Origin of the sequence: Streptomyces sp. NBC_00663, assembly GCF_036226885.1 — a bacterium.
Taxonomy (GTDB): Bacteria; Actinomycetota; Actinomycetes; order Streptomycetales; family Streptomycetaceae; genus Streptomyces.
Genome location: NZ_CP109027.1, coordinates 3,044,874 through 3,068,279 on the forward strand (window position 1 = coordinate 3,044,874; position 23,406 = coordinate 3,068,279).

22 protein-coding genes are annotated in these 23,406 nt (G+C 69.2%); 12 read left to right on the plus strand and 10 right to left on the minus strand.

The window, feature by feature from the left end:
* Positions 1–4: 4 nt before the first annotated feature.
* Positions 5–541, minus strand: coding sequence for a hypothetical protein (locus tag OG866_RS13575; protein ID WP_329334548.1), 537 nt, complete (start codon positions 539–541; stop codon positions 5–7).
* A gap of 25 nt (positions 542–566) precedes the next feature.
* Here OG866_RS13575 and OG866_RS13580 point away from each other — a divergent pair, with 25 nt between their 5' ends.
* Both OG866_RS13580 and OG866_RS13585 read left to right on the plus strand, forming a co-directional pair.
* Entirely contained in the window at positions 567–1,430 is an 864-nt protein-coding gene (locus OG866_RS13580) for a 5'-methylthioadenosine/S-adenosylhomocysteine nucleosidase family protein (RefSeq protein ID WP_329334550.1), read from the plus strand.
* 91 nt (positions 1,431–1,521) lie between these two features.
* On the plus strand, positions 1,522–3,507 hold the full coding sequence (locus tag OG866_RS13585) for a tetratricopeptide repeat protein (protein WP_329344082.1): 1,986 nt from the start codon (positions 1,522–1,524) through the stop codon (positions 3,505–3,507).
* Positions 3,508–3,518: 11 nt separating this feature from the next.
* Here OG866_RS13585 and OG866_RS13590 read toward each other — a convergent pair whose 3' ends face one another.
* Positions 3,519–4,028 carry an ATP-binding protein gene (locus tag OG866_RS13590; protein ID WP_329334553.1) on the minus strand — a complete coding sequence of 170 codons (510 nt, stop codon included), beginning with the start codon at positions 4,026–4,028 and terminating at the stop codon, positions 3,519–3,521.
* Between the two features lie 373 nt (positions 4,029–4,401).
* Between OG866_RS13590 and OG866_RS13595 the strand changes: the two genes are divergently transcribed.
* From OG866_RS13595 to OG866_RS13615, 5 genes are all read left to right on the plus strand, one after another.
* The gene (locus tag OG866_RS13595; RefSeq protein WP_329334555.1) at positions 4,402–5,175 is read left to right on the plus strand and encodes a helix-turn-helix domain-containing protein; all 774 of its coding nucleotides are present in this window, start codon (positions 4,402–4,404) and stop codon (positions 5,173–5,175) included.
* 10 nt (positions 5,176–5,185) lie between these two features.
* On the plus strand, positions 5,186–5,377 hold the full coding sequence (locus tag OG866_RS13600) for a hypothetical protein (RefSeq protein ID WP_329334557.1): 192 nt from the start codon (positions 5,186–5,188) through the stop codon (positions 5,375–5,377).
* Positions 5,378–5,490: 113 nt separating this feature from the next.
* Entirely contained in the window at positions 5,491–6,864 is a 1,374-nt protein-coding gene (locus OG866_RS13605) for an extracellular solute-binding protein (RefSeq protein ID WP_329334559.1), read from the plus strand.
* A gap of 13 nt (positions 6,865–6,877) precedes the next feature.
* Positions 6,878–7,735: a carbohydrate ABC transporter permease gene (locus OG866_RS13610; RefSeq protein WP_329334560.1), complete on the plus strand. Its 858-nt coding sequence runs from the start codon at positions 6,878–6,880 to the stop codon at positions 7,733–7,735.
* 4 nt (positions 7,736–7,739) lie between these two features.
* On the plus strand, positions 7,740–8,576 hold the full coding sequence (locus tag OG866_RS13615; RefSeq protein WP_329334561.1) for a carbohydrate ABC transporter permease: 837 nt from the start codon (positions 7,740–7,742) through the stop codon (positions 8,574–8,576).
* On the opposite strand, the gene OG866_RS13620 is transcribed toward OG866_RS13615, so the two are convergent.
* The gene (locus OG866_RS13620) at positions 8,566–9,030 is read right to left on the minus strand and encodes a PPOX class F420-dependent oxidoreductase (protein WP_329334562.1); all 465 of its coding nucleotides are present in this window, start codon (positions 9,028–9,030) and stop codon (positions 8,566–8,568) included. The genes OG866_RS13615 and OG866_RS13620 overlap by 11 nt on opposite strands.
* A 187-nt stretch (positions 9,031–9,217) precedes the next feature.
* On the opposite strand from OG866_RS13620, the gene OG866_RS13625 reads away from it, so the two are divergent.
* Positions 9,218–9,934 (plus strand): XRE family transcriptional regulator, encoded by a 717-nt coding sequence (locus tag OG866_RS13625; protein WP_329334564.1) that lies wholly within the window; start codon positions 9,218–9,220, stop codon positions 9,932–9,934.
* Between the two features lie 17 nt (positions 9,935–9,951).
* On the opposite strand, the gene OG866_RS13630 is transcribed toward OG866_RS13625, so the two are convergent.
* Entirely contained in the window at positions 9,952–10,977 is a 1,026-nt protein-coding gene (locus OG866_RS13630; protein WP_329334565.1) for an ATP-dependent 6-phosphofructokinase, read from the minus strand.
* Between the two features lie 226 nt (positions 10,978–11,203).
* On the opposite strand from OG866_RS13630, the gene pta reads away from it, so the two are divergent.
* The 3 genes from pta (at position 11,204) to pyk (ending at position 16,039) form a co-directional block, all read left to right on the plus strand.
* Positions 11,204–13,309, plus strand: a complete 2,106-nt coding sequence (gene pta, locus OG866_RS13635; RefSeq protein WP_329334567.1) for a phosphate acetyltransferase — start codon at positions 11,204–11,206, stop codon at positions 13,307–13,309.
* Positions 13,306–14,514 carry an acetate kinase gene (locus tag OG866_RS13640; protein ID WP_329334569.1) on the plus strand — a complete coding sequence of 403 codons (1,209 nt, stop codon included), beginning with the start codon at positions 13,306–13,308 and terminating at the stop codon, positions 14,512–14,514. Before pta ends, OG866_RS13640 begins: the two co-directional genes overlap by 4 nt.
* A 100-nt stretch (positions 14,515–14,614) precedes the next feature.
* Positions 14,615–16,039 carry a pyruvate kinase gene (pyk, locus tag OG866_RS13645; RefSeq protein WP_329334571.1) on the plus strand — a complete coding sequence of 475 codons (1,425 nt, stop codon included), beginning with the start codon at positions 14,615–14,617 and terminating at the stop codon, positions 16,037–16,039.
* Between the two features lie 93 nt (positions 16,040–16,132).
* Here pyk and OG866_RS13650 read toward each other — a convergent pair whose 3' ends face one another.
* The 4 genes from OG866_RS13650 to OG866_RS13665 all read right to left on the minus strand — a co-directional run bounded on the left by OG866_RS13650 (position 16,133) and on the right by OG866_RS13665 (position 20,394).
* Positions 16,133–17,437: a hypothetical protein gene (locus OG866_RS13650; protein WP_329334573.1), complete on the minus strand. Its 1,305-nt coding sequence runs from the start codon at positions 17,435–17,437 to the stop codon at positions 16,133–16,135.
* Complete coding sequence (locus OG866_RS13655) at positions 17,427–17,996, minus strand: DUF6114 domain-containing protein (protein ID WP_329334575.1); 570 nt, start codon at positions 17,994–17,996, stop codon at positions 17,427–17,429. The genes OG866_RS13650 and OG866_RS13655 overlap by 11 nt, the downstream gene beginning before the upstream one ends.
* 137 nt (positions 17,997–18,133) lie before the next feature.
* Positions 18,134–18,766, minus strand: coding sequence for a DUF6230 family protein (locus OG866_RS13660; RefSeq protein ID WP_329334577.1), 633 nt, complete (start codon positions 18,764–18,766; stop codon positions 18,134–18,136).
* Between the two features lie 647 nt (positions 18,767–19,413).
* On the minus strand, positions 19,414–20,394 hold the full coding sequence (locus OG866_RS13665; RefSeq protein ID WP_329334579.1) for a tetratricopeptide repeat protein: 981 nt from the start codon (positions 20,392–20,394) through the stop codon (positions 19,414–19,416).
* 219 nt (positions 20,395–20,613) lie between these two features.
* On the opposite strand from OG866_RS13665, the gene OG866_RS13670 reads away from it, so the two are divergent.
* Positions 20,614–21,243: a TetR/AcrR family transcriptional regulator gene (locus tag OG866_RS13670; protein ID WP_329334581.1), complete on the plus strand. Its 630-nt coding sequence runs from the start codon at positions 20,614–20,616 to the stop codon at positions 21,241–21,243.
* 21 nt (positions 21,244–21,264) lie between these two features.
* Here OG866_RS13670 and OG866_RS13675 read toward each other — a convergent pair whose 3' ends face one another.
* Positions 21,265–22,965, minus strand: coding sequence for an acyl-CoA mutase large subunit family protein (locus OG866_RS13675; RefSeq protein ID WP_329334583.1), 1,701 nt, complete (start codon positions 22,963–22,965; stop codon positions 21,265–21,267).
* An 84-nt stretch (positions 22,966–23,049) separates the two neighbouring features.
* Positions 23,050–23,388 carry a DUF3817 domain-containing protein gene (locus OG866_RS13680; protein WP_329334585.1) on the minus strand — a complete coding sequence of 113 codons (339 nt, stop codon included), beginning with the start codon at positions 23,386–23,388 and terminating at the stop codon, positions 23,050–23,052.
* Positions 23,389–23,406 lie beyond the last annotated feature (18 nt).

The window sequence follows — 23,406 nt, forward strand, 5'->3', positions numbered from 1 at the left end:
GAGTTCACGCGCCATTCGCATACCACACCACCTGCGAGGCGAGCCCACCCACGGCAAGCGCCTCCAACCCCGACAAGGCGACGAGCAACCCACTCCCCCCGGCGGCCCAGAACACCACCAGCGCGGCCAACGGCACCCCGCAGAACGCCAGCAGATCCACCGCCAACTGCAGGGCCTTCCGCGACCCCCGCCGCGCGTCCCCCCGATGAGCGTTCTCCCACCCGAATACCTGGAGCTCACTCCCCGGTTGGACCAACTCCGCGAGCTTCGGAGCGAGTTCGCCCCGCACATACGCTCCGATCGCGGAGATCTTCTGGTCGTTCACGAGATAGGTCCACCCCAGCACGACACACACCGGCGGCAGCGCGAGCAGCATCGACGCCTGCTTGGCCTGCGCGGCGGCGGCGATGACGGCGGCCACGACCGTCAGGGTCACGTAGAGCAGGTTGTCGCGGAACCCGATCCGCGCCTTCTGCTCGTCCTTGACCGTCTGATACTCGGCGAGCAGCAACTGCCCGACGGTGACGTCCTGTTCAGCCACGCGTTCCCCTTCCCCGGCGTACCTTATGAGTGTGCCGGAGACCGTATCCACCGCTCTCGTCCTGACCGCGCTTCCCCTCGAATACGCCGCGGTACGCGCGCACGTCGAGGAGCGGCACGAGCGCGTCCACCGCGACGGAACCCGTATCGAGCAGGGCCGACTGCCCGGCACGGCATGGCAGCTCGCCATCGCCGAGCTGGGCGTGGGCGCCGACCGGGCCGCCGCGCTCACCACGCAGCTCATCAACTGGCTGCGCCCGGAGGCCGTGTTCTTCGTCGGTGTCGCCGGCAGCCTGAAGGACGATGTCGAGATCGGGGACGTCGTCGTGGGCACGCAGGTGTACGAGATCCACGGCGGCAAGCAGACGCCGGAAGGCTTCCTTGCCCGCCCGAGGTCGCTGCCGGGTTCGCACGCGCTGGAGCAGGCGGCCCGTTTCGCCGTCCGGGACATGCCCGACGTACGGCCCCACTTCTCGCCGATCGCCACGGGCGACGTGGTCCTGGCCGACGCCGACTCCGAGATCGCCCGGTTCATCCGCAGGAACTACAACGACGCCGCGGCAATCGAGATGGAGGGCTACGGAGCCACCCAGGCCGCCCATCTGAACGGCCGGTTGGACTCCTTGGTCGTCCGCGGCATCAGCGACCACGCCAACACCGACAAGCACGCGGCCGACGCCTCGGGTTCACAGCCGCTCGCCGCCAAGCAGGCCGCCGCGGTGACTGTGGCAGTGCTCCGCAGGCACGCGCCACGCGGCGGTTCCTCCGACCAGGAGGGTCCCCATGCACGAGGGGACGGCGGAGCAACGCACGGCGCAGACCACATCGACTTCCGGGGCGGGACCTTCTACGGCCCCGTCACCGGCAAGAGAACCGAGCGGCGGGGGTAGGGGCACCACCCACGGCCCGGCCCCCCACGCAAGCGCGACGCTGCCACCGCGTCCCCCGGGCTTCACCGGCCGCTCGAAGGACCTCGACCGCCTGCTCCCCCACCTCGCTCCGGCAGACGACGACGCGCCCGCGCCCCCGCTCCTCATCTTCGCCGTCACCGGCATGGGCGGCATCGGCAAGACCGCGCTCGCGGTCGAGACGGCCCACCGGGCGCGGGTGGAAGGCTGGTTCCCGGGCGGAACGCTGTTCGTGGACCTGCGGGGTTACGACGACGTCCCGGTGACTGCCGATCAGGCCGTCCTGGCCCTGCTGGACGCGCTGGGCGTACGGAACCAGGACCTGCCGACGACGGCCGAACGCCGGTACGACACCTACCGCACGCTGCTCACCGAGCGACGGGAGCGGATGCTGCTGATCCTGGACAACGCCTCGGACCCGTCCCAGTACTTGCCGCTGCTGCCCGGCACGGACCACCACCGGGTGATCATCACCTCCCGGGACCGCTCCGACGCCCTCCCGGCCCGACTCATCGACCTCGAAACGCTCACCCCGGACGACTCGGCAGCGCTGCTGACCCGCGCCCTGCACGACACCGACGAACGCGACGACCGTCCGGCACGGGAGGCAGGCGCGCTGGGCGAACTGGCGCTCCTTTGCGGCCACTTGCCCCTTGCGCTGCAGATCGCCGCTGGCATGCTACGGCGGCGGCGCCATCGGGGCATCGCCTCGCTGGTGGCGGAGATCCGAAGCGCCGGAGACCCGACGGCCGTTCTCGACCAGGGCAGCCCCGGGACGGACCTGTACGGCCGGTCCCTGGTCCTGCGTCCGGTACTGGAGACGTCATACCGACGGCTGCCGCCCGAGCAGGCCCGGCTGCTGCGCTTGCTCGCGCTGGCTCCGGGGACAGAAATCGCCACGGAGGCGATCTGCGCCCTGGCCGACCTCGAAGAGCCCGTGACGCTGCGGTTGCTGGAGGACTTGGCCGCCGTTCATCTCGTCACGCCGGTGCCTTGCGTCGACGGCACGGCCGCTGCCGTGCGGTGGCGGTTGCATGACTTGGTGCGGGTGTTCGGGGTGGGTGTGGTGGTGGGGGATGTGGGGTTGAGGGAGGAGGGGGAGGGGGCTCGGGAGCGGGTGCTGGAGTGGTATCTGCGGTGGGCGGATGCGGCGGATGACCGGTTGCGGTGGCTGCCGGGGAGGGAGGTGCCGGAGCGGTTCAGGGAGCGGGGGGAGGCGTTGGCGTGGTTGGACGGGGAGCGGGCGGGGCTGGTGGCGGCGGTGGAGTGGGGTCGGGAGGAGCGGTTCGCGCCGGCGGCGGTGCTGCTGGCTCAGTGTCTGGCGGAGTATCTGGAGTGGCGGCGGTATTTCGACGATTCGATTGCGGTGGCGGAGGCGGGGCGGGAGGCGGCCTGGCGGGCGGGTGACCAGCGGGGCGAGGCGAGCGCGTGGAACAACCTCGGACTCGCTCTACGGGAGGTGGGCCGGGTGGAGGAGGCGGTGCAGGCCCACACCCGGGCCCGCGACCTGTACCAGGCCGCAGAGGAACGTCCCGGTGAGGCGACGGCGTGGAACAACCTCGGACTCGCCCTGCGGGAGGTGGGCCGGGTGGAGGAGGCGGTGCAGGCCCACACCCGGGCCCGCGACCTGCACCAGGCCGCCGGGGACCGCCCCGGTGAGGCGACGGCGTGGAACAACCTCGGACTCGCCCTGCGGGAGGTGGGCCGGGTGGAGGAGGCGGTGCAGGCCGACACCCGGGCCCGCGACCTGTTCCAGGCGGCCGGGGACCGCCCTCGTGAGGCGACGGCGTGGAACAACCTCGGACTCGCCTTGGAGGAGGCGGGCCGGGCGGTGGAGGCGGTCGAGGCGTACGGCACTTCCCTGGCGATCTGCCGGGAGTGCGAGGACTGGTACGGAGTGGGGCGGGCCCTCTACAACCTGGCCGACCTCCACGAGACCGCCGACCGCCCGGCCCAGGCCCGCACCACCTACCTTGAGGCCGCCGACGCCTACACCCGAGCCAACGCCCCCACCGATGCCGCCGAGGCCCGCACCCGCGCCACCGGCCTACCGCAATAGCCCACCGCCCCTCACCCCGCCCTCAAATACCCCCGAGCCCCCCGCCAAGGCACCACCGCCCACATCCGAGTCCCACCCCCAGGCTCCCGCGCCTCCCCGAACCCCCACTCCCCATCACACGCCCGCACCACGCACCCGAGCACCCGCAGCGCCGCCCGCCTACGCGCGTCGCAGGCCGCCGTCAGCCGGGGATGAGAGTGCCGGGCGTGCCCCTCGTAGAGGATCACCCGCACCTCCCCGTCCCGGTACCGAAGGGACACGTACACCTCGCTTCCGGGCGTGAACCGGCAGGCACAGGCGGCCAGTTCGGCAACGATCTGCACCACCGCGTCGGTCATGTCGGCCAGCCCATGCGTCTGGAGGACAACTCGCGTGGCCGCCCGGGCGATGCGCGGACTGGTCGGACCGGCAGGCAGCGTGAAGCTGTAGGCGAGCGTGTCGGGGGACGGAGGTGGCGCTGGTCGATCGTCGAAGGAGAGCGGGCAGGCCGAGACTCCGGCAGAGGTGACCGATACAGACATGGGGGGACTCCTTCACACTCGCGTGAGTTCAGACGTGCGTATACCGAATGAGCCGACGACCCGACCGACGCCCGGTGGCTTGTCTCCCTGGCGCAAGCCCGCCCCTCCCAGGGAAGGAGAACGCGGGCAGGCTCACGCGATGCGCTTCCGGAAACGCCTTTTCGTAACCGACTCATCACTGACTGTAGAGGATGGGAGGAGTACACGTACTACTCTTCGCTGAACTCCCTGTTGGACCGATCCGTCATGCCGACGGCAGACTGTCCCCGTCCCACACGGCCGAACGGGAGGGCGGATGCCACCGAGGAGCGCTCCGACGGAGCGTCAGCGACGGCTCGGCACCGAGTTGCGTAGGTTGCGCGTCGCGGCCGGGATGACGACGGAGCAGGCGGCCGCGCTGCTGGGGGTGCCGCGCACGAACGTGCCCAACATGGAGTCGGGGCGCTCCGGCATCAGCCCCGAACGCGTACGCACCCTCGCGAGCAACTACGGCTGCACGGACCGCGCCCTCGTCGAGGCCCTCGCCACCATGGCCGCCGGACGCGAGAAGGGCTGGTGGGAGGCGTACCGGGGGCAACTCCGCGACGGTTTCCTGGACATCGCCGAGTTGGAGTGGCGCGCCACGCGTCTGCGTATCGCCGTCACCGTGCACCTGCCGGGGCTGCTCCAGACCGGGGAACACGCCCGTGCCGTCTTCGAAGCCGTGATCCCACGCCTGTCCCCGAACGACGTCGACGTCCGCGTCGCCCACCGGATCGACCGGCAACAGGTACTCGACCGACCGAGTCCCCCGGCGCTCGACGTGATCCTCCACGAGGCCGCGCTCCGGATGGAGTTCGGCGGCCCTGCGGTGGCCCGGCGGCAGCTGGAGCACCTGCTGCACATGTCCGAGCGCGAGACCGTGATCCTGCGGGTCATCCCGTTCAAGGCGGGCGGCTTCCCGGGGGCCGGACAGTCCGTCGTCTACGCCGAGGCGCCCGTCCCCCGCCTCGACACCGTGGAACTCGACAGCACACACGGTCCGGAGTTCATCGACTCGGAGACCCAACTCGGCAAGTACCGAGCCCAGTTGGATGCCGCCCAGGCCGTCGCGCTCACCCCCGCCGCCACGTACGACTTCATCAACGCCCTGGCCGACGACCTCTAGGAGCGCCACCATGACCGACGTCACCTGGGAAGACCCCTTCTGCGGAGAGGGCGCCAACTGCTTCCGCATAGGCACCGACCCCCAGGGCAACGCCTACATCGCCGTAACCGGCCAGGAAGACCACCCCCTGACCGACTCCCGCGAAGCCCTCCGCGCCCTCATCCGCGACATCAAGGCAGGCAAAGCCGACCACCTCCTCTAATCTCCCCGTCCTCAATCCCGCGCACGCACACGCATTGACCTGACTAGACCACCCCACCTACGTTCACCAGGCACCCATCCCGCGCCCCACCCCACGTGAGCCCGCAGGAGGTCATGCCCGTGCGCCCCACCGCCGCCCTCCCCGCACTCCTCGCAGCCGCCCTCGCCGCCACCGCCCTCACCGCGTGCGGCAGCGGCTCCGGCAGCGACCCGGACACCCTGAAGGTCTCCTTCAAACAGTCGACGGACAACTCCATCAAGGTGATGGACGACTACCTCGCCGGCATCAAGAAGCAGTTCGAGAAGGCCAACCCCGGCAAGAAGGTCGAACTGATCCCCATCAAGGCCCCGGACTCGGAGTACTACACCAAGGTCCAGCAGATGCTCCGCTCCCCCAAGACCGCCCCGGACCTGGTCTACGAGGACACGTTCCTCATCAACTCCGACATCACCAGCGGCTACTTGAAGCCCCTCGACACCTACCTCGCCAAGTGGCCCGACTGGAACCAGTTCATCGACACGGCGAAGACGGCGGCCAAGGGCGAGGACGGAAAGACGTACGGCGTCCCGGACGGCACCGACACCCGCGGCCTCTGGTTCGACAAGGGCATCTTCGCCAAGGCCGGTCTCCCCGCCGACTGGCAGCCGAAGACCTGGGACGACGTCCTCGACGCGGCCCGCACGATCAAGGCGAAAGTCCCCGACGTCACGCCCCTCAACGTCTACACCGGCAAACCCGCGGGCGAGGCGGCGACGATGCAGGGCTTCGAGATGCTCCTGTACGGCACGGACACCGGCGGCACCGACCCCCTCTACGACTCGACCTCCAAGAAGTGGATCGCCGGCGGCCAGGGCTTCAAGGACGCCCTCACGTTCGTCGAAACGGTCTACAAGGAGAAGCTCGGCCCGGACGTCGAGACCGCCCTCGACCCCAACATCCAGACCATCGTCCGCGGCGACCTCCTCCCCAACGGCAAGCTCGGCATCGACCTCGACGGCTCCTGGCTCCCGCAGGACTGGCTGGAGGGCAGTGGCCACGAATGGCCTGAGTGGTCAAGCAAGTTGGGCCTCGCCCCCATGCCCACCCAGCACGGCCAGGCACCCGGCAAGGTGAGCATGTCCGGCGGCTGGACCTGGGCGATCCCCGCCAAGGCGGCCAACCCCGACCTCGCCTTCGACTTCATCAAGACCATGCAGACCAAGGCCAACGCCCAGAAGTGGTACATCGCCAACTCCGGCATCGCGGTCCGCAAGGACGTCGCCGAGGACCCCGCGTACACCGCCGCGCAGCCCGGCATCAAGTTCTTCACGGACCTGGTGGCGAGCACCCACTACCGCCCGGCGTTCCCGGCGTACCCGAAGGTCTCCACGGCCATCCAGGAGGCGATGGAGGGAGTCACGACGGGCGACAAGTCGGTGGCGGACGCGGCGAAGGGCTACGACGAGGAACTGAAGTCGGCGGCCGACGGCCAGGTGATCCAGAAGTGAGCGGCGGCACCGCATGAAGCGAACCGTCGCCCGCATCCTCCCCCTCACCCCCGCCACCCTCCTCCTGCTCCTCTTCCTCGCCGGCCCCATCGCCTACTGCGCCTACATCGCCTTCACCGACCTCCAACTCACCGGCCAGGCCCATGAGTCGTTCGTCGGCTTCGACAACTTCCGTACGGCGTTCGGGGACGAGGCGTTCCTCAACGCGGTATGGCTGACGCTGGTCTTCACGGTCGTATCGGCGCTGCTCGGCCAGAACACCCTGGGCCTGGCCCTCGCGGCGCTGATGCAGCGCGCCTCGAAGCCGGTGCGCACCCTGACAGGCGCGATAGTCATCACCGCGTGGGTGCTCCCGGAGGTGGTCGCCGGCTTTCTCCTCTACGCCTTCTTCCGCAAGGAAGGCACCTTGAACGCCCTCCTCGACTGGCTCCATCTCCCCACCCAGAACTGGCTGTTCACGCTCCCGATCCTCGCGGTGTCCTTCGCGAACGTCTGGCGGGGTACGGCCTTCTCGATGCTGGTGTACTCAGCAGCCCTGAACGAAATCCCCAAGGAGATAACCGAAGCCGCCGAGGTCGACGGCGCCGGCGGCTGGCGTCGCCTGTGGCACATCACCCTCCCGATGATCCGCCGTTCCATCGCCACGAACCTGATGCTCATCACCCTCCAGACCCTGTCCGTCTTCGGCCTGATCTGGGTGATGACGAGAGGCGGCCCGAGCGGGAAGAGCCAGACGCTGCCCCTCTTCATGTACGAGGAGGCGTTCCAGAAGAGCATGATCGGCTACGGCACGGCGGTGGCGTTGCTGCTCCTGCTGGTCGGCGGCCTGTTCTCGATGGTCTACGTACGTCTGCTACGGACGGAGATCTGACGCCATGTCCGCCCCGACATCCCGCAGAACAACGCACCGTCTCGCCGCCGACGCGGGCCTGCTCACCCTGGCCGCCGCGTTCCTGCTCCCCCTGGCCTGGGTCCTGCTCTCCGCCCTCGACCCGGACGCGAACCTGAAGGTGAAGCTCCCCGACAGCCTGACCCTGGACAACTTCGACGCGATCCTGAAGCCGGACATCACCTTCACCCCCCTCCTCAACAGCCTCCTCCTCTGCGGCGGCGGAACAGCACTGACGGTGGCTTGCGCGGCGCTGGCGGCGTACCCCCTGTCCCGCTTCCGCTCCCGTCTGAACCGCCCGTTCCTCCTCACCATCCTCTTCGCGACGAGCCTGCCCATCACCGCGATCATGGTCCCGGTCTACGCCCTGTTCGTCCGCGTGAACCTCATCGACACCATGCAGGGCACGATCTTCTTCTTCGCCGCCTCCCAACTCCCCTTCGCCATCTGGCTGATGAAGAACTTCATGGACGGAGTGCCGAAGGAGTTGGAGGAGGCCGCGTGGACGGACGGCGCGTCGCCCTTCCAGTCCCTCCTCCGCATCGTCCTCCCCTTGATGGGCCCAGGAGTGGCGGTCGTGACCGTCTTCTCCTTCGTCATGATGTGGGGCAACTTCTTCGTCCCGTTCATGCTCCTGCTCACCCCGGACCAGATGCCGGCGGCGGTGAGCATCAACGAGTTCTTCGGGAACCGGGGGATGGTGGCGTACGGGCAGTTGGCGGCGTTCTCGGTCGTGTACTCGACGCCGGTGATCCTGCTCTACGTACTGGTGGCCCGACGGCTGGGCGGAGGGTTCGCCCTGGGCGGGGCGGTCAAAGGCTGAGATCACCCTGGTCCGGCAGAACCCCAGGACGGAACGGCTCCACCCCCACCACCCTCCGCACCCGCACCGGCTCGATCAGCAGCATCACCCGCCGCTCCCCGGGAAGCAGCCACGGATACCGCTCCTCCCCGATGTACTTCCGCGTCAGCCGGTCCATCGACCGCTCCGCCTCCTCCCCCTCCACGAACCGCACCACCCGCCCCCGGATCTCCACCCGGTCGTAAGGGTTCTCGGGGTCATGGTGAGACAAGGAGACGGCGGGATTGCGCCGCAGGTTCTCTTCCTTCACGCGTCCGATTGCCGTGTTGACCATGACGTACTCGCCTTCGAGATCCGCCCACATGGGCGAGATCTGCGGCGTGCCGTCGGCCCCGACCGTCGCGAGGTGCCAGAAGTTGGGCGCCAGCAAGCGCTCGCGAATATGCCCCTCTACCTTGCCGTTCACTTCGTACACGGAGCCGCCGTCCTTCCGGTCAAGCACTCACAAGCCGTTCCGCGCCATCCTCACCACCGCGCCCGCCCCGCCGACAGCCGATCTCCGGACACCCGAACCCCTGGCCGAAACCGTACGTTCCTACAATCCGTGATCCTGGCCGAACAGACCGTAGTCACCACCGGCGCACGCCCCTACGTTGTGCCCCGTGCGCCGACCCCCAGCTCTTCCGAACCAGCCAGGCCCTCCCTTCAACGCCCCCGCCGCCCGCCGCCTCCGAGCCGCCCTCAACATGGGGCCCGAGCATGTCGCCTACGGCATGCGGGCCTCGTACGGGATGCCGTACGTCACCCCGGATCTGGTGATCGCCTGGGAGCGCGGCATGGTCTCGCCGACCAGCCCGGAGCTGACCGCCCTCGCGGGCGTGCTGTGGTGTTCCCCCGGTGAACTCATCGGGCGGCCTCGGACCCTGCGCGAGCACCGCATCACCCGCGGTCTCGCCCCCGACGACGTCGCCCGCGCCCTCGGCCTGGAGATCCTCGCCTATCTGCGGATGGAGGAGAACAACGACTGGCGCGGCACCGAACGCCAGGCCTCCGCCCTCGCCGAGCTGCTGGAACTCGACCTGCCGGACTTCGTGACCGTCACCGGGCGCGAGCCACGCCTCGCCGAACACCTCCGCAGCGCGGTCACCACGCGCTGGCAGGCCTATGTCCGCCCGGTCGGCAAGATCGTGCCCCTGGACCGGCGGCTCCTGGAGGACGCCCTTCAGGAGCTGCACCGGAAGTACCAGGGGCAGATGGTGGCCACCCTCAGCTGGGGCACCAACAGTGGCGGCGACAGCGGCGCCGACGCGTCCGGTCAGGACTTCCTCGACCGGATCGTCGAGCACTTCTGGACGAACGTCCAGGAGATCACCGGCTAGCCGGACCGAGAAACGACCTAGAAGACCGACTCCGCCTCGTCCATCCGGTCCTTCGGCACCGTCTTCAACTCGGTCACCGCCTCCGCCAGCGGCACCATCACCACGTCGGTCCCGCGCAGAGCCGTCATCCGGCCGAACTCGCCCCGGTGGGCCGCCTCCACCGCGTGCCAGCCGAAGCGGGTGGCGAGGACACGGTCGTACGCCGTCGGTACGCCGCCGCGCTGGACGTGTCCGAGGATGACCGGCTTGGCCTCCTTGCCGAGGCGGCGCTCCAGCTCGTACGCCAGTGCCGTGCCGATGCCCTGGAAGCGCTCGTGGCCGAACTGGTCGATCTCGCCCTTGCCGTAGTCCATCGAGCCCTCGGCGGGGTGCGCGCCCTCGGCGACGCAGATGACCGCGAACTTCTTGCCGCGGGCGAAGCGCTCCTCGACCATCTTCACCAGGTCGGTGGGGTCGAACGGCCGCTCCGGCAGGCAGATGCCGTGCGCGCCCGCCGCCATGCCGGACTCCAGGGCGATCCAGCCCGCGTGCCGGCCCATGACCTCGACGACCATCACCCGCTGGTGGGACTCGGCGGTCGTCTTGAGGCGGTCCATGGCCTCCGTGGCCACACCCACGGCCGTGTCGAAGCCGAAGGTCCGGTCCGTCGAGGAGATGTCGTTGTCGATCGTCTTCGGGACGCCGACCACCGGCAGACCGGCGTCGGACAGCATGCGGGCCGCCGTGAGCGTGCCCTCGCCGCCGATCGGGATCAGCGCGTCGATGCCGAAGTCACGGGCGATGTCAGGGGCGTTGTCGCAGGCCTCGCGAAGACGGTCACGCTCCAGGCGGGAGGAGCCGAGGATGGTGCCGCCGCGGGCCAGGATGCCACTCACCGCGTCCAGGTCGAGACTGCGGTAGTGGCCGTCCAGGAGGCCGGCGTATCCGTCCTCGAAGCCGATGACCTCGTCGCCGTACTGCGTGACCGCTCGGTGCACGACCGACCGGATCACTGCGTTCAGGCCAGGGCAGTCGCCGCCTGCGGTGAGAACTCCGATGCGCATCGTGCTGTGTCTCCTGCTCGCTGTTGATACCGGTGAGCCTTGTCCGATTGTTCCACGTCCCACAGTGCGCTGCCGCATCCGGTCCTGACGGGCGCCTTAGCTACCGGGAGAGGTATTGTCAAGAGGGTTCTGCTCACCCCGGTGGGCGATTTTGCGCTCACCTCGGTGGGCGATTTTTATGACAGTGACGACAGTGACGCCGAGCCCCAGCGATTGGAGAGCACGCGTGACCCGCAGCGTGTACGTGACCGGTATCGACCGCGGCGACGGCCGCCAGGTCGTCGAGCTGGGGGTCATGGAACTCCTGACCCGGCAGGTCGACCGGGTGGGTGTCTTCCGGCCCCTCGTACATCACAGTCCCGATCGCCTGTTCGAGCTGCTGCGCGCCCGCTACCGCCTCTCCCAGGACCCGGCCACGGTCTACGGCATGGACTACCACGAGGCCTCCGCCCTCCAGGCCGAACGGGGGACGGACGAGCTGGTGTCGACGCTCGTCGACCGGTTCCATCTCGTCGCGCGGGACTACGACGTCGTCCTCGTCCTCGGCACCGACTTCGCCGACACCCAGCTCCCGGACGAGCTCAACCTCAACGCCCGCCTCGCCAACGAGTTCGGGGCGTCCGTGATCCCCGTCGTGGGCGGCCGCAAGCAGCCGGCCGAGTCCGTGCTCGCCGAGACCCGCAACGCCTACCGCGCCTACGACGGCCTCGGCTGTGACGTCCTCGCGATGGTCACCAACCGGGTCGCCCGCGAGGACCGCGACCTCATCGCCGAGCGGCTGACCGCCTCCCGGCTGCCCGTGCCCTGCTATGTGCTGCCCGACGAGCCCGCCCTCGCGGCGCCGACCGTCGCGCAGGTCACCCACGCCCTCGGCGCCAGGGTGCTGCTCGGCGACGACGCGGGGCTCGCCCGGGACGCGCTGGATTTCGTGTTCGGCGGGGCCATGCTGCCGAACCTCCTCAAGGCCCTGACCCCGGGCTGCCTGGTCGTGACGCCGGGCGACCGGGCCGATCTGGTCGTCGGCTCGCTCGCCGCGCACAGCGCCGGCACCCCGCCGATAGCCGGGCTGCTGCTCACCCTCGACGAGGTGCCGAGCGACGACGTCCTGACCCTCGCCGCCCGCCTCGCCCCCGGCACCCCGGTGCTATCGGTGCCCGGCAACAGCTTCCCCACCGCCGAGCAACTCTTCTCCCTGGAGGGGAAGTTGAGCGCGGTCACCCCGCGCAAGGCGGAGACCGCGCTCGGTCTGTTCGAGCGGCACATCGACACCGGCGACCTGCTCAAGCGGGTCTCCGCGCCCAGCAGCGACCGGGTCACGCCGATGATGTTCGAGCACAAGCTCCTGGAGCAGGCCCGCTCCGATCTGCGCCGTGTGGTCCTGCCGGAGGGCACCGAGCCCCGGGTGCTGCACGCCGCCGAGGTGCTGCTGCGCCGCGGGGTCTGCGCGCTCACCCTCCTCGGCCCGGTGGACCAGATCCGCAAGAAGGCCGCCGACCTCGGTATCGACCTCGCCGACGCCCAGCTGATCGACCCCGCCACCTCCGAGCTGCGGGACGCCTTCGCCGAGAAGTACGCCGGCTTTCGCGCCCACAAGGGCGTGACGGTGGAGCTGGCCTACGACGTCGTCTCCGACGTGAACTACTTCGGGACCCTGATGGTCCAGGAAGGGCTCGCGGACGGCATGGTGTCGGGGTCCGTGCACTCCACGGCCGCGACCATCCGGCCCGCCTTCGAGATCATCAAGACCAAGCCGGACGCCGACATCGTCTCGTCCGTCTTCTTCATGTGCCTGGCCGACAAGGTCCTCGTCTACGGCGACTGCGCGGTCAACCCCGACCCGAACGCGGAGCAGTTGGCCGACATCGCCATCCAGTCGGCCGCGACCGCCGAGCAGTTCGGCGTGGCGCCGCGGATCGCGATGCTGTCGTACTCCACCGGTACGTCCGGCTCCGGCGCCGACGTCGACAAGGTGCGCGAGGCGACCGAGCTGGTACGGCTGCGGCGGCCCGACCTGAGGATCGAGGGGCCGATCCAGTACGACGCCGCGGTCGAGCCGACGGTGGCCGCCACCAAGCTGCCGGAGTCCGAAGTCGCCGGGCAGGCCAGCGTGTTGATCTTCCCCGACCTCAACACCGGCAACAACACCTACAAGGCCGTGCAGCGCTCGGCCGGCGCGATCGCCGTCGGGCCGGTCCTCCAGGGGCTGCGCAAGCCGGTCAACGACCTGTCCCGGGGCGCCCTCGTCCAGGACATCGTCAACACCGTCGCCATCACGGCCATCCAGGCCCAGTCCCCCGACCCGTCCCCGATCGAGAAGGCCACCGCCCAGTGAGCTCGTCCCGCGTCCTCGTCCTCAACTCCGGCTCCTCGTCGGTGAAGTACCAGCTGCTCGACATGGGCGACAGCAGCCGGCTGGCCGTGGGGCTCGTCGAGCGGATCGGCGAGGAGACCTCCCGGCTCAAGCACACCCACGTCGAGTCCGACACCTCCCGCGAGCGGACCGGGCCGATCCCCGACCACGAGGCCGCGCTGAAGGCCGTGGCCGAGGAGCTGGCCAGGGACGGGCTGGGCCTTGACTCGCCGGAGCTGGCCGCCATCGGACACCGGGTCGTGCACGGCGGCCAGACCTTCACCGCGCCGACCGTCGTCGACGACGCGGTGCTCGCCGAGATCGAGCGGCTGATCCCCGTCGCCCCGCTGCACAACCCCGCCAACCTCACCGGCATCCGCACCGCCCAGGCGCTGCGCCCGGACCTGCCCCAGGTCGCCGTCTTCGACACCGCCTTCCACACGACCATGCCGGAGTCCGCCGCCCGCTACGCCATCGACACCGAGACCGCCGACGCCCACCGCATCCGGCGCTACGGCTTCCACGGCACCTCGCACGCCTATGTGTCCCGGGCGACGGCGAGGCTGCTGGGCAGGGCGCCCGAGGAGGTGAACGTCATCGTGCTGCACCTGGGCAACGGGGCCTCGGCCTCCGCCGTACGGGGCGGGGAGTGCGTGGACACCTCCATGGGGCTGACGCCTTTGGAGGGGCTCGTGATGGGTACGCGCTCCGGTGACATGGATCCGGCCGTCATCTTCCATTTGATGCGTGTTGGCGGAATGTCCACGGACGAGATCGACACTCTTCTCAACAAGAAGAGCGGTCTGATCGGCCTGTGCGGTGACAACGACATGCGGGAGATCCGCCGCCGGGTGGACGAGGGTGACGAACAGGCGCAACTCGCCTTCGACATCTACATTCACCGATTGAAGAAGTACATCGGCGCCTATTACGCGGTGCTCGGCCGGGTGGACGCCGTCGCCTTCACAGCGGGAGTCGGCGAAAACGCTAGCCCGGTGCGGGAGGCTGCCGTGGCGGGCCTGGAGGAACTGGGCCTCGCGGTGGACGGCGAGCTGAACGCCGTACGGAGTGACCAGCCGCGGCTGATCTCGCCGGAGGACGCGCGCGTGGCCGTCGCCGTGGTGCCGACCGACGAGGAACTGGAGATCGCGACACAGACTTACGCACTGGTCGGAAGGAACAACTGAGGCATTACACGGCAGTAACACGCGTGAGCGCATTGCCGCCCATTTGTATCTTCCGCCAGACGGAATATTCCGTTGCGAAACAAACCGATAGGATCGCCCCATGCGCCGTTCGAAAATCGTCTGTACTCTCGGCCCCGCGGTCGACTCCCACGAAATGCTCGTGTCCCTGATCGAAGCCGGCATGAACGTGGCCCGCTTCAACTTCAGCCACGGCAGCCACGCCGAGCACCAGGGCCGGTACGACCGCGTCCGTGCCGCGGCCAAGGAGACCGGTAAGGCCATCGGTGTCCTCGCCGACCTCCAGGGCCCGAAGATCCGTCTGGAGACCTTCGCCGAGGGCCCGGTCGAGCTGGAGCGTGGTGACGAGTTCGTCATCACCACCGAGGACGTCCCGGGTGACAAGTCCATCTGCGGGACGACCTACAAGGGCCTGCCGGGCGACGTCTCGCGCGGCGACCAGATCCTCATCAACGACGGCAACGTCGAGCTGAAGGTCCTGGACGTCGAGGGCCCGCGGGTCAAGACGATCGTCATCGAGGGCGGTGTCGTCTCCGACCACAAGGGCATCAACCTGCCCGGCGCGGCCGTCAACGTGCCCGCGCTGTCCGAGAAGGACGTCGAGGACCTCCGTTTCGCGCTGCGCATGGGCTGCGACATGGTCGCGCTCTCCTTTGTCCGGGACGCGGGCGACGTGCAGGACGTCCACAAGGTGATGGACGAGGAGGGTCGTCGCGTCCCGGTCATCGCCAAGGTGGAGAAGCCGCAGGCGGTGGCGAACATGGAGGACGTCGTGATGGCGTTCGACGCCGTGATGGTCGCCCGTGGTGACCTCGCCGTCGAATACCCGCTCGAGAAGGTTCCGATGGTGCAGAAGCGCCTCATCGAGCTGTGCCGCCGCAACGCCAAGCCGGTGATCGTGGCGACCCAGATGATGGAGTCGATGATCACCAACTCCCGCCCCACCCGCGCCGAGGCCTCCGACGTGGCCAACGCGATCCTGGACGGCGCGGACGCGGTCATGCTGTCGGCGGAGTCCTCGGTCGGCGCCTACCCGATCGAGACCGTCAAGACGATGTCGAAGATCGTCCAGGCGGCCGAGGAAGAGCTGCTGAGCAAGGGTCTCCAGCCCCTCGTCCCCGGCAAGAAGCCGCGCACGCAGGGTGGTTCGGTCGCCCGCGCCGCCTGCGAGATCGCCGACTTCCTCGGCGGCAAGGGCCTGATCGCCTTCACCAAGTCCGGTGACACCGCCCGCCGGCTGAGCCGCTACCGCGCCGCCCAGCCGATCGTCGCGTTCACCACTGACGAGGGCACCCGCAACCAGCTGACGCTCAGCTGGGGCGTGGAGTCGCACGTCGTGCCGTTCGTGAACAGCACCGACGAGATGGTCGACCTGGTCGACGGCGAGGTCTCCAAGCTGAACCGCTTCAGCGACGGCGACGTCGTCATCATCACCGCCGGCTCACCCCCCGGCGTCCCCGGCACCACCAACATGGTCCGGGTCCACCACCTGGGCGGCGAGAAGTAGCTCCAGAGAGCTCTGTACGACGCTGAGGGCGCCCCCTGCGACAGGGGGCGCCCTCAGCGCTTGTGCGGCTCCCGAACGGGCTTGCAGGGGCGCTCAGTCGATGTACTGATGCAGCCCGGGCACGTGCAGGGTCCCGCCGAACTGGCCGGCCTGCACGACCTTCACCTTGGTGAAGTAGATCAGCGGGATGTTGAGCGGCGGCGGGTTGTCCGGGTCGAACGTGATCGGGATCAGGCCCAGCAGGTTCCCGGAGATGGACTCCGTGTACATCACCGTCTCGCCGTCCCGGATGGTCGACGTCGAGCCCTTGGCCGCCTGCACGTGGTAGGTCTTGCCGGACTGCTCGTCGTTGACCGTCTGGTGCAGGTCGCCGATGTCGGTGCCGTCGGAGATGACGTACTTCAGCACCTTCTTCTTGGTGCCGTTGGCCGTCTTCACCTCGACGATGCCCTTGTAGTCGGCGCCCTTCAGCAGCAGCGAGCTGGCGTTCAGGTACCAGGGGTCGTCGGGCAGCGGCACGGTGTTGTCGATGCCGCTCTCCGCGTCCGTGGCGACCGGGCAGTCGTCCGGGTCCGTGGTGGAGCTCGCCGACGGGCTGGCGGTGGCCTCGGCGGCCGCCTCCTTCACCGCGTCGGTGGTGTCCTCGGCCGCCTTGGTCGCCGTGTCGGTCGTGTCCTTCACGGTGTCCTCGACCGTGTCGGTGACCTTCTCGGTGGTGTCCTTGACGGCGTCGGTCGCGTCGTCCTTCGAGTCGTCCGCGGCGTCGTCGGTCGCGGAGGCCGACGGCGTCGGGCTGGCACTCGCGGACGGGGACGCGCTCTCGCCACCCGTGAAGATGCCGGTGATCGCGTCGCCGATCTCGTCCAGCACGTTGCCGCTGCTCTCGGAGGCCGAGGGCGAGGGCGTGGCCGTGCTGCCCGACTGCGCCTCGTTGGAGGCGGACGCGGACGGCGTGGGCGTGGCCTCGTCGTCGGAACCTGAATCCGACGAAGAGCCGCTGCCCGAAGAGCCGCTGTCCGAGGAGTCGCTGTCCGAGGAGTCGGAGGAGCCGGAGTCCTTGGACTCGGAGGCCGAGGGGGTCGGCGTCGCCTCGTCGTCGGAGCCGCTCGCGGACGGCGAGGCCGACGCGGACGCGCCGTCCTCCAGGGCCGCGACACAGTCCTTGTACTCGTCCGCCGTGAGGCTCTTCGCGGCGGGCTGGTCCTCGGCGTTGGCGAGCGTCGGCGTGAATCCCATCCCCATGAGGACCGCCGTCGGCATCGCCGCCAGGGCTATCGCCTTGCCTGCCGGCATGTGGAACCGGGTGAACAGCGGCTTCTTGGGTGCCGCGTGCCGCGGCCCGGTTCTCACACGGGACTCGTCCACATCAGTCCCGTGGGTCACCTCGTCAGCCGGCACTGTGCCTCCCGTTCGCCCCGTTCGCCGGGCTCGTTCCTGACAGATCGTTCGGCTCACCAACGTCGTACGCGTCCTTGGAGAGCGTGGGGACCGCGCCCTGCGGCGCGTCACTCTCCCCCGCACCGGCCTGCGGTACCGTCGGCGCCTCGGGCGCCTCGCCCGGCACCCACGCCACGGCCATCGCTCCGCCGACGAGGGCGAAGAGGAAGCCGATGAGGAAGCCGCCGAGGTTCGAGACCGGGATGGACACCAGGGCCAGCAGGATCGCCGCGACGCCCGCGAAGGTGCGGACGTGCTTCTGGAACCAGAGGCTGACGCCGAGAACGACCAGCAGCACACCGATGATCAGGGATCCCGCGCCCGCGGTGGTGGCCATCGCCAGCGTCAGATGGCCGATCTGGAGGTTCGCGTACGGGAAGTAAGCAATGGGGAGTCCGCCGAGCATGACGAACAGGCCGGCCCAGAACGGCCGGTCACCCCGCCAGCCGCGGAACTTCCGCTTGGCGACCCGGAGGTAGTGCTCATCGTGGCCGGGTACGGCAGGAGTCTCGGCGCTCATGGAAAACAGCTCCCTGTCACGGTGTTGCTGTGGTGGTGAGTTGTGCTTCGTGCGACCGCTTGTGGAGAACGTGCGAACAGCGGCCGGAGAGGGGACGGGCGGGGGTGCCACCGGCTCCCCCGCCCGTCAGCGAGTGCTTAGTAGCACTCCTTGACACCCGTGGCCAGCGACATCTTCAGGCCGCTGAGCTTGAAGGTTCCGGCGGTGGTCGCCCACGCCGTCTGCTTCACACCGGTCAGGGTGACCGAGTCGGCCTGCTGGGCGAACCCGTACGGGTTCGCGGTGTCGCCCTTGGCGATACCCGGGCCCTTGGCCGCGTCCTTGGCCGCGACGCCGATGTCGATGCCACGGAAGGTGGCGTCGGCACTGAGGTCGGCGACGTCGATGTACAGGTTCTCGGCCTCGACCGGGGTGTCGCCACCGCCGGCCTTCAGGATGAGGCTGACGGAACCGAGCAGCGGGATGTCAGGGGTGACAACCGACTGGCACAGGTTCTTGATGGTCGCGGACTTGAAGCCCGACACCGCGACCGGGTGGGCCGTCTTCTGGCCGCTCATCGTGTAACCCGAGTCAATGGCTCCGTACTGGACGAAGCCCTTGCCGTCGAGCTGGTCGGTCGTCACCTTGAACGACTGACCCGACACACTGAACGACGCGGCGAGAGCGCCCTGCGCGAGGGCGACACCTATCGCAGCCGTGGCGGCCACGCTGGGCACCATGACGACGGCGAACCGCTTCCATCTGGTCCCGCCACGCACCTGGGACTCCATATTTCCTCCTTCTCGGACGTACATCTCCTGACCCTGACTGCCCCTGTCGAACAAGACGGCTCAGCCGGGCAGGGATGGGAGAAGTGCTACGTCCTCGGGAAGGGGAGCGCCCGTACTCAGGCGCGAACCGCGCACCGATCACCGGCGATCACCCCCGAGCGACAACCACTGGTCGCGCCTGACGCACATCACGCACAACCTGGACAGGCTTCGCCGAGTGGACGAAGACCCCCCTGTCCAAGAGCCGGCTCCACTGCCGTCGGCTCTGCTCGGTGGGGACCCAGGAGTTCCCGCGGGCCCGACCGGCTGTCGGGGTACGGGGAATGGACCGAGCGTCGCCGATCGTGGTGCATTCTCGCCGCCCGCACAAGGGGCTTCGTTACTCGGTAGTAACGGCCGGATAACCGAACAACGACCCGCTGGTCTCGGTCGACGACTCCCGGTAGCACTCCGGGGCCGGACAAAGCCGTTGACGGCTGGACATAGTCCGACAGAACAACGTCCAGAACTTACTTCCAGTAACAGCGGCCGCGATTACCAAGATTTGGTAAAGCGCGGCCGCAGTGATGCTCCATCGGCAAATCTTTCACTCGGGCACCACATGCCCGGGTGTTTAGAGGCTGCTCAGAACGGGGTCCTCGCCCCGGTCAGAACAGCGCCCGCGCGAGCGCCCGGCGCGCCGCCGTCACCCGCGGGTCATCGGGCCCGACGACCTCGAACAGCTCCAACAGCCGCACGCGTACGGCGTCCCGGTCGTCGCCGGTCGTGCGACCGACGGTCTCGATGAGCCGCCCGAAGGCGTCCTCGACATGCCCGCCGACCAGATCCAGGTCGGCCGCGGCGACCTGGGCCGCCACGTCTCCCGGCTTCGCGGCCGCGTCCTGCCGCGCCTGCTGCGGGTCGAGTCCCTGCACCCGGTGCAGCAACTCGGCCTGGGCGAGGCCCAGTTTGGCCTCCGTGTTGCCCGGGTCGTCGCTCAGGACGTTCTTGTACGCCTGCACCGCACCGCCGAAGTCCCCCGCGTCCAGGGCCTGTACGGCGGCCTCCAGGAGGGCGTCGTAGGGCCCGGCCGGAGCGGCCGGAGCGGCGGCCCGCTCGGCACCGGGCGCGGCGTCGGGGTCGACGGCGAGGCCGGTGAGACCGAAGCGCTGCTCGGCGACCTGGACCAGCTGGTCCAGGGTCTGCTGGATCTGCTCCTTGCCGGCGGCGCCCTGGAAGAGCGGCAGGGCCTGCCCGGCGACGACGGCGAAGACGGCCGGGATCCCCTGGACCCCGAACTGCTGCATCAGCATCTGGTTGGCGTCGACGTCGATCTTGGCGAGGAGGAGGCGTCCGTTGTACTCGAGGACGAGCTGCTCGAGCACCGGGCTGAGCTGCTTGCAGGGCTCGCACCACTCGGCCCAGAAGTCGATGACGACCGGCACCTCGGTGGAGCGCTGCAAGACCTCGAGCTCGAATCCGGCCTCGTCGACGTCGATGACGAGATCGGCGGGCGAGACGGCACCCGGGCCGCCGCCCTGCCGGGCCGCCTCGGCCCGCGCCTGCTCCGCCTTCGCCTTGGCCTCCTGGGCCGCCTTCACCGCGGCGAGGTCGACGACTCCGCTCATGGACATGTTCCGTGGCTGCATGCGCCTATCCTCCCCCGTTCGCGCGCGTACGTGAAAAGCATCATGAAAGCTGGTCAGACTCTGTACCGGTCCTGCGGTGCGCTGTTCGACGCCGGGTCCCCACCCCACGCCAGTGGTTTCGCTACGAGTCGTAGCGTAATGGCACTCAGTGCCTCCTCGCGACCACTCCCCGGTGATCTCCCTCACGGCTTCACAGGAAAGGCCGGTTATGGTCGGTGGATGCAGAGCCGCACTCCCGTCCCGCGCGCCACCGGACGCCCCCGCTCCGCCGCCGCGGACGCCGCGATCCTCGCGGCCACCCGGGAGGCGCTGGTGGAGCTGGGCTGGTCCAAGCTCACGCTGGGAGACGTGGCGACGAGGGCGGCGGTTGCGAAAACGACTCTGTACCGCCGCTGGCCGGGCAAGAACGAACTCGTCGTCGACGCGGTGGCGGAACTCTTCGACGAACTGCGCCTCCCCGACCGCGGCACCCTGGCCGCCGACATCGAGGGCGTGGTCCTCCAGTTCGCGGCGATCCTGGCCCGCCCGGAGGCGAAGAGCGGCCTGATGGCGGTCGTGGCGGAATCGACCCGCGACGACGCCCTGCGCGAACGTATCCGCGCCTCGATCGTCGACCGCCAGAAGCGCCTGGTCCTGGAGGGCCGGGCGCGAGCACAGACGCGCGGCGAGCTGCCCCCCGAGACCGACCCCGGGGAGGCGTCCCGCACGGTCGACCTGATCTTCGACGTGGTGGCGGGCGCGGTGGTCCACCGGACCCTGGTGAGCGCGGAACCGGCGGACGAGGAGTGGGTCCGGGGGTTCACACGGGTGCTGTTGCTGGGTCTGGCCGGGGCGTCACAGACGGCGTGACACCCCGGCCGGCGCTCTCCGTCAGAACCCGGCGGGCTCCGTGTACACCCCCCACTCGTCCCGCAGCACCCCGCAGATCTCGCCCAGCGTCGCCTCGGCCCGTACGGCGTCGAGCATCGGCCCGATCATGTTGGACCCGTCCCGCGCGGCGGCGAGCATGGCGTCCAGCGCCCCCCGCACAGCGGCGTCGTCCCTTCCCGCCTTACGGGCGCCCAGCTCCCGCACCTGATCCCGCTCGACCTCGTGGGAGACCCGCAGGATCTCCAGGTCCCCGGTGACGGAGCCGTGGTGGACGTTGACGCCCACCACCCTCTTGTCGCCCTTCTCCAGGGCCCGTTGGTACTGGAACGCGGACTCGGCGATCTCCCCGGTGAACCATCCGTCCTCGATGCCGCGCAGGATCCCGGAGGTGATCGGCCCGATGGGGTGCTGCCCGTCGGGGTGCGCCCGCAGCCCGCGCTCCTTGATCTGCTCGAAGATCTTCTCGGCGTCGGCCTCGATGCGGTCGGTCAGCTGCTCGACGTACCAGGAACCGCCCAGCGGATCCGCGACGTTGGCGACCCCGGTCTCCTCCATGAGGACCTGCTGGGTGCGCAGCGCGATCTCGGCGGCCTGCTCGCTGGGCAGCGCGAGGGTCTCGTCGAGGGCGTTGGTGTGCAGGGAGTTGGTACCGCCGAGCACGGCGGCGAGCGCCTCGACGGCGGTCCGTACGACGTTGTTGTAAGGCTGCTGAGCAGTCAGCGAAACACCCGCGGTCTGCGTGTGGAACCGCAACCACTGAGCCTTTTCCGACTGGGCCCCGTACACATCCCGCATCCACCGCGCCCAGATCCTCCTGGCCGCACGGAACTTGGCGATCTCCTCGAAGAAATCGACGTGCGCGTCGAAGAAGAACGAGAGGCCCGGAGCGAACACATCCACGTCGAGCCCGCGCGAGAGCCCCAACTCCACGTACCCGAACCCGTCGGCGAGGGTGTAGGCAAGCTCCTGCGCGGCGGTGGAGCCGGCCTCCCGGATGTGATACCCGGAGACGGAGAGCGGCTTGTAGGCAGGAATGCCCGCCGCGCAGTACTCCATCAGATCCCCGATGAGCCGCAGATGGGGCTCGGGCTGGAAGAGCCACTCCTTCTGGGCGATGTACTCCTTGAAGATGTCGGTCTGAAGCGTCCCGTTGAGCACACCGGGATCAACCCCCTGCCGCTCAGCGGCAACGAGGTACATACAGAAGACCGGAACAGCGGGCCCACTGATGGTCATGGAGGTGGTGACGTCCCCGAGCGGGATGTCCTTGAACAGCACCTCCATGTCGGCGGCGGAGTCAATGGCGACCCCGCAGTGCCCGACCTCCCCGAGCGACCGCGGATCATCGGAGTCCCGCCCCATGAGGGTAGGCATGTCAAAAGCAACGGACAGCCCGCCCCCACCATTGGCGAGGATCATCTTGTACCGCTCGTTGGTCTGCTCGGCGTTCCCGAACCCGGCGAACTGCCGGATGGTCCACGTCCGCCCCCGGTACCCCGTGGCATACAGCCCTCGGGTGTACGGGTACTCCCCGGGCCACCCGATCCGCTCGAACCCCTCGTACCGATCCCCCGCCCGAGGCCCGTACACCGGCTCCACGGCATCCCCGGAGAGCGTGGTGAAGTCAGCCTCCCGCGTACGGGAGGAGTCATACCGGGCCTGCCACCGTCGGCGGCCCTCTTCGATGGCGTCAGCGTCCATACCTCTGAATTTACTAGGACGTCCTAGTAAATGTCGATGGGCAACCGCCGCGAGCCCTGGAGGGTCACTCTCGCGGCGGTGGAGTCACGCCTTGGCGACGACCGCGCTGTCCTCGGAGACCCGGGCCTCCAGCTCGCGCGTGACCTTGCGCTCCACGAAGAACGCGGCCGTGGGAATCGTTCCTGCAAGAAGCACCCAGAGCTGCTTCTTGACCGGCCACTTCGCCTTGGACCCCAGGTCGAAGGCGAAGACCAGGTAGATGACGTACAGCCAGCCGTGGGCGATGCCGACCACGCTGGTGAAGCTGTCCGCGCCGTCCATCTTGAACAGGTACTTGGCGATGACGCCCAGGGTCAGCAGGACGAGCAGCACGCCGGTGACGTAGGCCATGACGCGGTAGCGGGTCAGCACGCTCTTTTTCATGCGTTCGAGCGTAACCGG